Below are 13207 nucleotides of genomic sequence, written 5' to 3'. Positions count from 1 at the left end.
CGGGAACACGGTTACGACACCGTCCGTCAGCTGCGGCGGGAGCGAGAAAGCGCGGGCCTTCCATTTCAAGCGATAAGCCCCTCGCACTGCCTGGTGGGTGGTGCGACCCGCCGCCCAGCAGGCTGAACTCACCTTTGGCCTTGGACCCGATCCTCCGGCTCGATTGGCAGAAGCGTTACGGCAGCCTGGGTGCTCTGGAATTGCGCGAAGCGCTCGAGCACCTCGTTTATCGCGCGACGGTCGCGTGGGCTCTCCACCTTGGCATCGGCGACACCACGCACGGCGCGGATCTCCTCGTGAAGTGCCTCCAGCTGCGCTTCTCCCGGGCTGCCATGCAGGGCGTTCTTCAGGCATTGCAACAGCGTGATCAAGACCTGCGGGTCGTGGCCACCATAGATGCGGATCGGGGCGATCACGGTCTGCAGGATGCGCTGCATGCCCATTTGCGGATAGAAGAGGCGCGGTTGGTGGTCGACGCAGCCAATGTCATAAGGCGGCACGCCGCCGAGCCGCTTCAACAGTACTCCGAGCAGATTGATCGCCCGCATCGCCGTGCCCGGATCGTTGATCGCTGGGCTGATGGCTTTGACCGCAATCTCCGAGATCTGCCGCATGCCGTAAGAAACGTTGGCGCCGGCGAATTCGTTGTCGTGAAAATCGAAGCAGTCGAGTGCGTCGTCCGCATCTTGCTCGCTCAACGGCTCGCTGAACTTGATCAGTGGATGACCCTCGATCAGGAAAAAGCCCGGTTCGACCTGGATCACGGCCGCCAAGTTCCGTGTGCGCAATATCTTGCCCAGCCGCTGTTCGTTGACCTCGCGAAGATAACCCGGTCGGGCGGCGGGCAGGCACCACCAGTCGGTGGCGTCGGGAAGCCCGGCAACGTCGGCAATGCGCCTTTTCCGCTTGTCCAGATTGGCCGATGCGCCTTCGTAAAGCTGACTAAGGATCCAATCGACTTGAATCGATTGCGATACCGAGCGGATGAATACGACGAATAGCGCCATGCAGAACATGCCGAACACCAGCGCCAACAGCAGCCCGAGGGCAGGCACGCTTGCTGGAGCCTTGCCGTTCAGCGTGCCGATCATCATCAGGCAATAGACAATGGTGCCTAGGTAGATGCCCAGTATCACCTGGTTGCGCCGATCGCTAACGAGGCCGGGCAGCACCCGCGGTGACAGGCGCGCCGCGGCACCGTTGAGCACGACCATCACCATGGAGAAGCTGAAGACGGTGAGGGAAATGATGCCGGTAATGAGCGTGCTTAGAATCTCCCGGCTGTTGTCTGCATCGACCAGCCCGGGTGGCAGCCTGTCGCGCAGGACGGGCGCAAGGCTGGTCGATTCGAACGCCAGGACCAGCCCGGCCAGCAGCGCATAAGCGGCGGGAATCAGGACCGGGTAAAAGGCGATGCTTTCGGTTATGCGTTTGACCACACGAAAGAACATATTAGCTGGCGCAGACATGACTGAGACCTGGCGTGACGGGCGTTTGGCCCTGGCAGGCATATGACCGCGGGGCGCGAGCAAGTACGCCCTGGCCGAAGCGTCTATGCTCTATAGGCAACGATGTGTTCCGCGGCGGCTAATGTGTTGGGAACGCTGTGAGGCCCGTGTAACTCGAACGTGAAGTCGCTCAGGCGCTTGGTTTGATTCATATGGTTCGCCTGTGGGGCAGGGTTCGAGACGATAACAAGACCGACGAATGAGGTATTCGCCATGAGTGCTGTGTCCCTGTATCCGGTAAGTCCAGAGGTAGCGGCCCGGTCGTTGACCGATGAAGCCACCTACAAAGCCATGTATCAACAGTCGGTGGTCAATCCTGACGGATTCTGGCGCGAGCAGGCCGAGCGCATCGACTGGATCAAGCCGTTTACGCGCGTCAAACAGACGTCCTTTGACGACCACCATGTCGATATCAAATGGTTCGCCGACGGCACCCTGAACGTTTCGGCCAATTGCCTGGACCGCCATCTCGCAACCCGGGGCGATGAGATTGCGATCATCTGGGAGGGCGACGATCCGGCAGATCACCGCGAAGTCACCTACCGCGAGTTGCATCAGGAGGTGAGCAAGTTTGCCAACGCGTTGCGCGGACAGGACGTGCATCGGGGCGACGTGGTCACGCTCTACATGCCGATGGTTCCCGAGGTGGCCGTGGCGATGCTGGCTTGCGCGCGCATCGGCGCCATCCACTCGGTGGTGTTCGGTGGTTTCTCGCCGGAAGCCTTGGCCGGGAGAATCATCGACGGCAATTCCAAAGTAGTGATCACGGCCGATGAGGGGCTCCGTGGTGGGAAAAAGGTGCCGTTGAAGGCCAATGTGGATGAGGCGTTGACCAATCCGCAGACGCGCTGCGTGCAGAAGATCATTGTGGTGCGGCGCACTGGTGGCGACATCCGCTGGCACCCGCATCGCGACATTTGGTACGAGGACCTGATGCGCGTGGCTGGGGATGTTTGTGCGCCGAAGGAAATGGGCGCGGAAGAACCCCTGTTCATCCTGTACACCTCGGGCTCCACCGGTAAGCCGAAGGGCGTACTGCATACCTCCGGTGGTTATTTGCTCTACGCGGCCCTGACCCACGAGCGGGTATTCGATTACCGCCCTGGTGAGGTCTATTGGTGTACCGCCGACGTCGGGTGGATCACCGGGCACAGCTACATCGTCTACGGTCCGCTGGCCAATGGCGCCACCACCCTGATCTATGAAGGTGTACCCAACTATCCGGATGTCACGCGGATCGCCAGGATCATCGACAAGCATCGGGTGAATATCCTCTACACCGCGCCGACTGCGATTCGTTCGATGATGGCCGAAGGCCCGGCTGCGATGGAGGGGGCTGATGGGTCGAGTCTGCGCTTGCTCGGTACTGTGGGGGAACCGATCAACCCCGAGGCCTGGCATTGGTATTACGAGACGGTCGGTAGATCGCGTTGCCCGATTGTCGACACCTGGTGGCAAACCGAGACGGGCGGCATTCTGATCAGCCCGTTGCCAGGCGCGACCGCACTGAAGCCAGGCTCCGCAACTCGGCCCTTCTTCGGCGTGGTGCCTGGGCTGGTGGACAACCTCGGCAACCTGCTTGAAGGGGCAGCCGAGGGCAATCTGGTCATCCTCGATTCCTGGCCTGGGCAGATGCGCAGCCTCTATCGAGACCACGATCGCTTCGTCGATACCTACTTCAAGACCTTTCGCGGCATGTATTTCACGGGCGATGGCGCCCGTCGCGACGAGGACGGCTACTACTGGATCACCGGTCGGGTGGACGACGTGCTGAACGTTTCCGGGCACCGCATGGGCACGGCGGAAATCGAAAGCGCCATGGTCGCCCACTGCAAGGTGGCCGAAGCGGCGGTGGTGGGTGTGCCGCATCCGCTCAAGGGCCAGGGGATCTATGTTTACGTGACGCTGCTGGCGGGCGAGGAACCCTCCGATCAGTTGCGCCAGGAACTACAACAGTGGGTCCGTAAGGAAATCGGGCCGATTGCGGTGCCTGATGTCATCCAATGGGCGCCAGGCTTGCCCAAGACGCGTTCAGGCAAGATCATGCGCCGTATCCTGCGCAAGATCGCCACAGGTGAATACGACGCATTGGGGGATATTACGACCTTGGCTGATCCTGGCGTGGTGCCGCAGCTGATCGAAACCCACAAGCAAATGCGGCCGATGAGTTGAGCGGCGATCAGCTCTCGGCTCTCGGCCGGTCACCGCTGCCAACCGTCACCCCCCGTTTGACAGCGAGCGCTGTGACTCCTGGTTGGCGGCGGGTTGTTCCTGCGGAACACCGGCCACAGTCAGCTCTGGAAAACTGCCGCCGATGAACTCGACACTGCGGGTCGGGAAAGCAAATTGCACACCCATTTCGCGGATGCCGTCGAGCAACTGCAGGTTGATCTCCTGCTGGGCGTCCATGTAGGCGTTGTAGTCCGAGACCTGCATGATGTACACGACTTCGAACGTCAGCTGGCTGTCATCGAAGGCAAGGAAATGCGCCCGGTCAAAATTCGCGTTCTCCACACCATCAACGATCCGCCTCACCAGCGCCGAGACTTCACGCACCTTGTCCGACGGCGTGTTGTAGGTAATGCCGAACTTGAACACGATACGGCGCGTGTTCATGCGCTTGTAGTTGTGCAGGATCTGCTTGAGCAGATCGGCATTGGCACAGATGACCTGTTCGCCGCTGAGGGCGCGAATCCGTGTGGTTTTAAGGCCGATGTGTTCGATGTTCCCCGCGACTGCACCAAAGACGACGAAGTCGCCGATCTCGAAGGGCTTGTCGACGCCGATCGACAGCGAAGCGAAGATATCGCTGAGCAGCGTCTGTATTGCCAGAGCAATGGCAATACCGCCTACGCCAAGACTGGCGACCATCGCCGTGATGTCGACGCCGAGGTTCGCCAGGATCGAGAGCAGCATCATCGTCCAGATCACAATCCGGATCATGATCCCGATGATCGTCGTGGTGACCGGGTTTCGCGTCTTGCCGACGTGAGTCAGGCTTTCCATCCACAGGCGAACGGCCGTATCCATCCACAGTGCAAACTGGAACGCCAGCGCAATGAACCAGCCGTGGGACATCGCCGTTTCCCACCGCGCTGGCAGCTCAACGACCTTCAGAGCGATCAGTAGCGATAGGGCAATCAGCAGGATGTGGCTGGTGCGGCTGAGCATCTCCGCGGCAATGCCAACGAAACCGCTTCTGGAGCCCTTCGCCATCTTGCGAAGGCGGTTGGTGATGATCCGCAGGACGGTCTGCAGGATGAGATAGCTGGCGATCGTGATGCCAGCAATTACGCCGAGGTTGACCCAAAGGCCTTCGTCCAACACCACGTCCCAATTCATCAAGTGGTTTCCTCCGGGTATGCGCGACCAAGCGCTTAAGCAGTGGCTCCTTTTTCAGTAGCCAATGCAGCGCATTAGTTCCCACGATAAGCGAAACGAGGAAGGGCGCGCGACGGGCACGCTCTCAGCGAAGTGGCACGAGCCCGATCAGTTCCTGATAACCGCCAGCGTTGATCACTTGGCTATAGCCCAGGTCCTGAAGCAGATCCTGCGCGGCTGACGCTCGGCGGCCGCTACGGCAGTAGAGGACTACGGGAGCATCTTTGTCCGAGGCAATCGCGGCGATGCGGCCAGCAAGATTCTCTGTCTCGATACGTGTCGCGCCGGGTAGGGCACCTTCGGCGAACTCCAGTTCGGTGCGCACGTCGATCAGGACGGCGTTGGTGCGCTGCAAGGCTTTCAGCGCGGCTGACTGATCGACCGGGGCAGCAATGGCTGCAGTGGTCGCTACCGTTGCCATTATTGAAATCAACGGTGGGTACAGGGTCTTCATCGGTTCCCTCATTCCTGCAGTCTTAGCTGATCAGTCGAGTGAGGTTCGGCAGGATCAGAATAACCGCGGTGGCGAGCAGGATCATCGTAGCCTGCCTGAGCTTTTTGTGTTTTAACATGATGGGCGGCCTTTTGATTTTCTGGTTGTTCTGGCGGAGCAACTTGGCTATTCCAGAGCGGGCGGTAGCTTGGCGAGTTCTGGTCTCGACTTCAGCTGCAACAAAGCAATATGCAGGCCATGCAACATGAACAGAATCTACCGGAGTTTGTCATTTGGGTAACGCTTCGAGTGCGAGCGCGCTGGTGGCCTGGTTTCGCCGCGGAGCAGGCCGCCTGTCGGGGCGGTCTGGTTTTGCACCCTGGTGCCCTGGTCAACCGCTGGCGCTGGTTTTGTGGGGAGCCGTCCGCAAGACGAGGCTTGTGCTCCATGGCCTGTCAGAAGCCGCTCGGCGTGTGCGTTTACCGCATCGTTATCCCCAAATGCCGCATGGCGCGATTGGAAACGACTGACTTCTTTGCAGCTTCAAATGCGGGTGGAATCGAAACACTAAGGTAGCGGAGGGGCCGTTCAGCGCTGCGTTCAGCCTGGATGAATGGCACGGCCCATGCTCGGCGGCTGAGCGTGATTCGCGACGCATTCTTTGAAGTTGCCTGCGGCACATGCTTTGGCGGCCTGAATCGACGTATTTGCTGGGCTGCAGGGCGTTTGTGCGCGGGTGAGTGTTCCCAGTGCGTTCCCATGAAAGTGAGCGCGTCGGGTCAAAATCCCCGCTTCCCTAGCTGTTGCCGCGATTTCGCCTGACCCAAAAAAAACGGGTAATTTTGGTAAGGACTATTTTGAAGCGGAGAAAATAGTAGTGAATTCAATGCTTTGTCGAAATTCGTTAAAGGTAATAATAGGGTAATAAATAGGTAATCGAATTACCTCAAGTAGTGGTTAGGTGATCGATTTACTAACTCCTTTAAAATCAGGCGTTTGCAAAAAAATTACCTTTTGCCTTACCTAAAATTACCTTTCGAGGTAAGTGCTCCAGCCCAGCAAATACGTGGCTTTCAGCCGTCCGAAACTGCCTCCTAACCAAAATTACCCGTTTTGGAAATTGATTTAGAAATCGGGGCGCTTACGGGCTCATGTGCAGCCCGAACCTTCGCCGGGATCCGCAGGCATTCATTGATCGTCGAACGCCCCGCCAGCTGCAGCAGCGGGGCGGGCAGGGCACGTTGCAGGAGTGCAGAAAAAGAGGCCTCTTTAGCCCGCAGGTGAGGTGGGGGGACAACGGCGCGCGCCGGGTGATGATCGGGTTTGGCAGGCTGCTGCAGCTGTTCCGGAACGGGTCGCGGACGCTTGGCAGTACGCCACTGGCAAGCCGCTCCTCATGCGTCGCCAAGGCCGGTGCCGCAAGACGGTGGTAACCGCTGAAACCCGCATGAATACTGGCGTTCATAGTGTTTTTAGATGGACGCGCAAAGCCCTTTTTGCTATGTTGTGATGGGTTTTTGCTTGCTTGTAGAGCGCCGCGATCTGGTCGCGCCGGCACAAAAAAACCGCCCGGAGGCGGCTTGTTGGGGTGACGACTGCTGATCAGTTCCTGGTGGGCAACTCAAACTCCCTGAACCGCACCACCTCCTCCCCCAGCCACTCATTCACCTGAGCTAGCCTTGCCTGGATAGGTTCGAGCTCGTTGACCGCCCACACCTCAGCGGCCTCGCGCAGCGAGCCAAACCCGCCGGCGTTCTGCGGCACTATGCCCATCAGCTGAGGCGGGATCCGCAGCGCGGCGAGTAGATCGTCGCGGCTGATGTTCTTGATCGAACCGAACTCGTCCCTCGCCGCCACTTCACTCACCGGCAGCAGCTGGATGCCATCTTTCTTTCCGCCCGGCGCGTACATGAACAGGTTGCGGAAATTTCCCGGTCCCTTGGCGGACTTCAGCGCGGTGCGCAGGGCGTCGACGTCTTCTTCCTTTTGCGCCGCGTCGGTCATGTACATGATGAAGCCGGCATGGCTGCCGTTCTGGTAGTAGCGCCGGCGGAAGAGGGTGGCGGACTCGTTGAGCAACGCCGACTGCAGCGCCGACAACCATTCCGGCAACCCGTAAACCTCTTGGTTGATATCCGCTTCGCGCAAATGGCATATCGTGCCCGCGGCGAACATATGCTCATCCTTCCAGCCGCGCACCTGGTAGTAGGTTTCGAGGTCGGCACCGCGGCGCATGTACTTTGCCAGTGTCGGCTGCAGGCTCAGCGCTTGGCCGAGCATGTTCTGCCGCCGCTCCAGGTACGCATTGCCACACCACAACCAGTCCAGGGCGAACTGCCCGAACGCCTGCCGGCTCAGCAGCTTGTGCGGAATGAACGTCCGCTCGAGCATGTTGCGCTTGAAGTTGAGCCCCGACTGCAGGAACACGCTCGCCCTGGTCGACTTCGCCAGCCCATCGAGCGACAGCGGCGGCTCGTACCAGCGGCCATTCAGCCAGCATTCCAGATAGTCCAGCAGCTCGCGGCCATCGAGCACCGGCATCGGGTCGCCGAAGGTGAAGGCCTCGAAGCCCTGGGTGGGTGCGGCGGCAATGTCGGTGTTCATCAATAAATCTCCATAAAACTGGTGTTCTGAGCGGTCATGCCCTCGAGGGGCTCGTTGTGCAGGGCATGGAACAGCGCCCAGGCCAGATCGGCGTGTCCGGTGTCATCGGTGCGCCCGGCGGTGTACGTCATCTGCCGGCCGCTGGCCGTTGTGGTTTTGCGGATCGCCATCAGCGAGGAGGCGAGGTCCGTCCAGCCGGCGTCGAATTCGAGCCGGCCCTTGTGGATCACGTCATAGGCCTTCAGCACCAGGCGGGTCTTCACCTCCGGCGAGTAGCTGAAGGTGGTCAGGTTCGGGAAGAACTGCTTCACCAGCTGCGCCACGCCCGAGCCCATGCCGGTCATGTCGATGCCGATGTAGGTCACCCAATAGCGCAGCGTCACCCGGCGGATCGCCTCGGCCTGGGCGGCGAAGTCCATCCCGCGGAACTGATGCCGCTCGAGCCCGCGGAACTTGCCGCCCGGTACCAGCGGCGGCGCCACCACAACCAGGCCGGCACTGTCGCCGGTCTCGGCCGGGTCATAGCCCACCCACACCTGGCGATCACCGAACGGCCGATCGGCAAACGGCTTGTAGTCCTCGTTCCACTCGATCCAGCTATCCACCATGCAGGGCTGCAGGATGTTGAGCGGGAAGATCGACGCGCCGTCATCGACGAACTGACACATCAGCAGGTTGGCGTAGGCCTCCGCGCTGTACTCCTGGCGCAGCTCCTCGATGTCGAACAGATCGCAGCCGCGCTGCTCGGCGTCCAGGATGGTTACGATCTGGCGCCAGATCCGGTCCTCGCACAGCCGGCCCTGCTGCAGCGCATCGTGCGACACATCCAGCTGGATCCGCTGCGCCGCCGGCTTGCCCTTGTTGAAGCGCTCACCCGTCCAGAACGAATAGGCCTCATGCGCCATCGAGGAGGGCGTCGAGAAATAGGTGCGGCGGTATTGCTTCTGCATCGCCATGCCGCTGGCGACCTTGTTCAGCTCGTTGAACTTGAACGTCCAGAAGAATTCGTCGAAGTAGAAATTGCCGTGATAGCCCTGGGCGGTGCGCGCGTTGGTACCGAGGAAGTGCAGCTCGGCGCCATTGGCCAGGATGATCGGATCGCCGGTCAGCTCCACCTGGCAGACCTCGCGGGAAAACGCCTGGATATACGCCTTGAAGATATGCGCCTGATTCTTCGACGCGCTGAGAAATATCTGATTGCGCCCCGTCACCAGCGCATCGAGCAGCGCCTCCCGCGCAAAATAAAACGTCGCGCCGATCTGCCGGCTCTTGAGAATCGCCCGGGTCCGCTGGTTGCCCGCGCGGTACCAGTCCAGCTGGTAGCCGAAACAGCCATCGCGGAACGCTTCCTCCAGCTGCTCGATGTGCTCCTCGGCGAACTCGTTGCGCTTGGGCTTCGCCTTTGGCCAGGCGTTGCGCTTATCCAGATTCGGATTGAGCTCGGCCTCAGTCCCGCCGCCCTTGAACCGTTCTATCCGCGCCTGCCGCTCAAGCTGGCGGTGCAGCAGGTCGAGCTCCTTGAAATCGCCGCCGCTCTTGCCGTCCTTGAGGATCAGCTGCACCAGGCGGGCCTCCAGCGCGCCGCCAATCCGCTCGACGTTGTCGGCCCGGTCCCACTCGTCCCGGGTCTTCCAGCTGTGGACGGTCTTTTCCTTCTCGTCCAGATAGCCGGCGATATCGGTGATGCGCCAGCCCGTCCAGTACAAGAATTTGGCCTGGCGGCGGTTGTCGCGTTGTGCGGGGCGTTCGGCGGGTGCATTCATGGCGCCGATGGTGTCGCGCACGCGTGAGCCCCGTTAGTGGCGCGCCCTGTACCTGCGCCGCCTACACGGCGTGCTGATTGCCCGGACCGCGCCGTCTGCCGACCATGCCCTCAACGCTAACGCCGCCCCCGCGGCCAGCCTGAGGACATGACCCCCATGAAGAAATTCCGCTCCCGTTGGTTCCGTATCGGCGTCGAAGGCGCGACCACCGACGGCCGCAAGATCGAACGCAGCTGGCTCGAAGAGATGGCGGCCAGTTACAGCCGCGACACCTATGGCGCCCGCCTCAACGTCGAGCACATCAAGGGCCTGTCGCCTGACTCGCAGTTCGGTGCCTATGGCGACGTGCTCGCGCTGAAAGTCGAGGAGGTCGACGTCAACGGCGAGCAGAAGCTCGCCCTGTTCGCCCAGATCCAGCCCAACGACTCGCTGCTGGCCCTGAACAAGAAAGGCCAGAAGATCTACACCTCCATGGAGATCCAGCCCAAGTTTTCCGACACCGGCCGGGCCTACCTGGTCGGCCTGGCCGTCACCGACAGCCCGGCGAGCCTGGGCACCGAAGCCCTTGAATTCAGCGCCCAGCACGGCACGCTGACCAGCCGCAAGCAGGACAAGGACAACCTGTTCTCCGCCGCCGAAGAGGCCGCGCTCGAATTCGACGAGGTCACCGAACAGCCCAGCGCATTCAAGGATCTGGCCAACCGCGTCAAGGCTCTGTTCACCAAGGGCAAAGAGGCCGACAGCCAGTTCGCCGAGATCGGCGATGCCGTCACCGCCCTGGTGGAGTTTGCCGAAAAGCAGCAGGCAGCCCTGGACGCCTACAGCACCAAGGCCACAAACCTGGACGAGCAGGTCACCAAGCTCGAGGCGACCGTCACCGAGCTGACCGCCAAGCTCGAAAAGGTCGCCGACCCGCAACAGTTCAAGCGTCCGCCGGTATCGGGCGGCAACGGCCAAATTCTGGCCGCGTTCTGACCCCCGACCCGCCCACTGGAGCACACCCATGCGCAACGAAACCCGCCTCAAATTCAACGGCTACCTGGACCAGGTCGCCAAGCTCAACGGCATCACCTCGGCCATCGTCAAGTTCAACGTCCTGCCGTCCGTGCAGCAGAGCCTGGAGACCGCCATCCAGGAATCGAGCGCGTTTCTCGGCCGGATCAACATCATCGGCGTCACCGAGCAGGAAGGCGAGGCCATCCTGCTGGGCGTCAACGGCCCGATCGCCAGCCGCACCAACACAGGCGCCGGCAACCGCCGCAACCCGGCGCAGCGCCAGACCCTGGCCAAGGACAGCTACGCCTGCAAGCAGACCAACTTCGACAGCGCCTTCCCCTACGCACTGATCGACGCCTGGGCCAAATTCCCCGACTTCCAGACGCGCCTCACCGCCGCCATCGCCCAGCGCCAGGCCCTGGACCGCATCATGATCGGCTTCAACGGCACCGCAGCGGCGCCGGCCACCGACATCGCCACCAGCCCCATGCTCGAAGACGTCAACATCGGCTGGCTGCATAAGGTCCGCGTTGGCGCGCCTGATCGCGTGCTGGACGAAGTGGTCGCCGCCTCCGGCCAGGTCACCGTCGGCTCCGCCGGCGACTACAAAACCCTGGATGGCGTGGTATTCGACGCCGTGCAGATGCTCGAGCCCTGGCACCGCAGCCGTCCGGACCTGGTCGTCATGCTTTCCCGCGACCTGATGCACGACAAACTGCTGGCCGCGGTCGAGAAGGGCGCCGCCTCCAACCAGGAAGAGAACGCCGCGCAGGAAATCATGACCCGCGCGCGCATCGGCGGCTTGCCGGTCGTCGACGCACCGTTCTTCCCGGCTGGCACCGTGCTGGTCACGACCCTGTCGAACCTCTCCATTTACTTCCAGGAAGGCGCGCGCCGCCGCCATGTGAAGGATGAGCCGGAGTACGACCGCATCGCCGACTACCAGTCGAGCAACGATGCCTACGTGATCGAGGACTTCGGTCTGGTCGCCCTGGTCGAAAACATCGAGGCGGTGTAAGCCATGCTCAGCCCAGCCCAACGCAACCAGCTGCGCAAACGCGCGGCGTTGCAGGCTGCTGAGGTAGCGCCGGAGCGGTCCATGGCCGGCGCCACTGCCTACGAACAGCAGCTGCTGCAACTCAACCAGGACCGGCTGCGCCTCAAGCAGGTGCAGTCGGAGCAGGGCAAGGCCGAGCTCAAGCGTTCGCTCATCCCGGCCTATCAGCCCTACATCGAAGGCGTGCTGGCCGCCGGCAACGGCGCCCAGGACGACGTGCTCACCACGCTGATGGTCTGGAACATCGACGCGGGTGACTACGCCGCGGCGCTGAACATCGGCCGCTACGTGCTCGAGCACAACCTCAAGATGCCTGACCGTTTCGAGCGCACCACCGGCTGCCTGCTGGCCGAGGAGGTGGCCAATGCCGCACTCAAGCAGCAGAAGGCCGGCGCGCCGTTTGACCGCTGCGTCCTGACGCTGGCTGTGGATATCACCGCCGCGCACGACATGCCGGACCAGGCCCGCGCCAAATTGCACCTGGCGCTGGGCAAGGCCTACCTGGCCGAGCTGGACGAAGCCGCCCCGAACGCCGAAGGGCTCGAACAAGCCCGCGCCCACCTCGTCAGCGCCATCGACCTGCACAGCAACTGCGGCGGCAAAAAAGATCTGGAGCGCGTCGAGCGCCTGCTTAAAAAACACGCGGACACCGCGCCGGCTCTGGCCGCCGCGCCACCCGCTAACTGAGCGTCCCCCACGCACTCGGCGGCTCGGGGCTGATCGACAGGTTTACTCCTTGCCTCGTCGTGACGCCCCGACCACCGCCGAACCAAGGGCAAGAACATGAGCGCATTCATCGCAGCAGGGGGCAGCACCGCGCCGCACCCCATCACCAACGATGGCTGGTTCCCCGACCTGGACGGCCAGCACCTGCGCGAATCCCTGCGCCTGGACGGCAGCATCACCGACGCCCGCCTGGAAGTCGCCGCCGTCAACGCGGTGATCGCAGTCAACCGCGAGCTCGCTGACTACCAGGCCCAGCGCCAAGCCGAAGGGCATGCCGCGCTGGCCACCGTGCCGGCCCAGCAGATCCAGGGCGAAAGCCAGCTGCTGCACCTCTACCGCCGCGCCATCTACTGCAGCGCCGGTGCCGAGCTGGCCGAGCGCTACCGCGACTACAGCGCCACCGGCGACGGTGCCGAGCGCGCCGAAGCCCTCACGCCCACCGCCGACGAATACCGCCGCGATGTCCGCTGGGCCATCCGCAGCATCCTCGGGCGCGTGCACACCACCGTGGAACTGATCTGATGGCCAGCCTGCGCGCCCAGCAGGGCGACACCGTCGACGCCCTCTGCTGGCGGCACTACGGCCGTACCGCCGGCGTCGTCGAGCAGGTGCTCGCCGCCAACCCCGGCCTGGCCGATCACGGCCCGGTCATCCCCAACGGCACCCTGATCACCCTGCCCGACGCCGCGCCGCAGGCCGAGCGCCGGCAGATGGTGAACCTATGGGACTGAACAACTAT

11 protein-coding genes are annotated in these 13207 nt (G+C 62.2%); 6 read left to right on the top strand and 5 right to left on the bottom strand.

The window, feature by feature from the left end; translation table 11 throughout:
• Window positions 1-128: 128 nt before the first annotated feature.
• On the bottom strand, window positions 129-1469 hold the full coding sequence (locus NA637_RS05855; protein ID WP_256071393.1) for a DUF2254 domain-containing protein: 1341 nt from the start codon (window positions 1467-1469) through the stop codon (window positions 129-131).
• 252 nt (window positions 1470-1721) lie between these two features.
• Between NA637_RS05855 and acs the strand changes: the two genes are divergently transcribed.
• Complete coding sequence (acs, locus tag NA637_RS05850; RefSeq protein WP_256071392.1) at window positions 1722-3680, top strand: acetate--CoA ligase; 1959 nt, start codon at window positions 1722-1724, stop codon at window positions 3678-3680.
• 45 nt (window positions 3681-3725) lie between these two features.
• Here the strand turns inward: acs and NA637_RS05845 are convergent, their stop codons facing one another.
• From NA637_RS05845 to NA637_RS05830, 4 genes are all read right to left on the bottom strand, one after another.
• A complete protein-coding gene (locus NA637_RS05845) occupies window positions 3726-4850 on the bottom strand; it encodes a mechanosensitive ion channel family protein (RefSeq protein ID WP_256071391.1) in 1125 nt (374 codons plus the stop codon).
• A 124-nt stretch (window positions 4851-4974) separates the two neighbouring features.
• Window positions 4975-5343, bottom strand: a complete 369-nt coding sequence (locus NA637_RS05840) for a rhodanese-like domain-containing protein (RefSeq protein WP_423836701.1) — start codon at window positions 5341-5343, stop codon at window positions 4975-4977.
• 1581 nt (window positions 5344-6924) lie between these two features.
• Window positions 6925-7926 (bottom strand): phage portal protein, encoded by a 1002-nt coding sequence (locus tag NA637_RS05835; RefSeq protein WP_256071390.1) that lies wholly within the window; start codon window positions 7924-7926, stop codon window positions 6925-6927.
• Complete coding sequence (locus NA637_RS05830; protein ID WP_256071437.1) at window positions 7926-9689, bottom strand: terminase ATPase subunit family protein; 1764 nt, start codon at window positions 9687-9689, stop codon at window positions 7926-7928. The genes NA637_RS05835 and NA637_RS05830 overlap by 1 nt, the downstream gene beginning before the upstream one ends.
• A gap of 156 nt (window positions 9690-9845) precedes the next feature.
• Between NA637_RS05830 and NA637_RS05825 the strand changes: the two genes are divergently transcribed.
• From NA637_RS05825 to NA637_RS05805, 5 genes are all read left to right on the top strand, one after another.
• Window positions 9846-10664, top strand: coding sequence for a GPO family capsid scaffolding protein (locus tag NA637_RS05825; protein WP_256071389.1), 819 nt, complete (start codon window positions 9846-9848; stop codon window positions 10662-10664).
• Window positions 10665-10692: 28 nt separating this feature from the next.
• Complete coding sequence (locus NA637_RS05820; protein WP_256071388.1) at window positions 10693-11703, top strand: phage major capsid protein, P2 family; 1011 nt, start codon at window positions 10693-10695, stop codon at window positions 11701-11703.
• 3 nt (window positions 11704-11706) lie between these two features.
• Complete coding sequence (gene gpM / locus NA637_RS05815; RefSeq protein WP_256071387.1) at window positions 11707-12429, top strand: phage terminase small subunit; 723 nt, start codon at window positions 11707-11709, stop codon at window positions 12427-12429.
• A 96-nt stretch (window positions 12430-12525) separates the two neighbouring features.
• Window positions 12526-12990 (top strand): head completion/stabilization protein, encoded by a 465-nt coding sequence (locus tag NA637_RS05810; protein WP_256071386.1) that lies wholly within the window; start codon window positions 12526-12528, stop codon window positions 12988-12990.
• On the top strand, window positions 12990-13199 hold the full coding sequence (locus tag NA637_RS05805) for a tail protein X (RefSeq protein WP_256071385.1): 210 nt from the start codon (window positions 12990-12992) through the stop codon (window positions 13197-13199). The genes NA637_RS05810 and NA637_RS05805 overlap by 1 nt, the downstream gene beginning before the upstream one ends.
• Window positions 13200-13207 lie beyond the last annotated feature (8 nt).

The organism is Stutzerimonas stutzeri, from assembly GCF_024448935.1.
GTDB lineage: Bacteria > Pseudomonadota > Gammaproteobacteria > Pseudomonadales > Pseudomonadaceae > Stutzerimonas > Stutzerimonas stutzeri_AO.
This window is presented reverse-complemented; position numbering and strand designations above follow the sequence as displayed.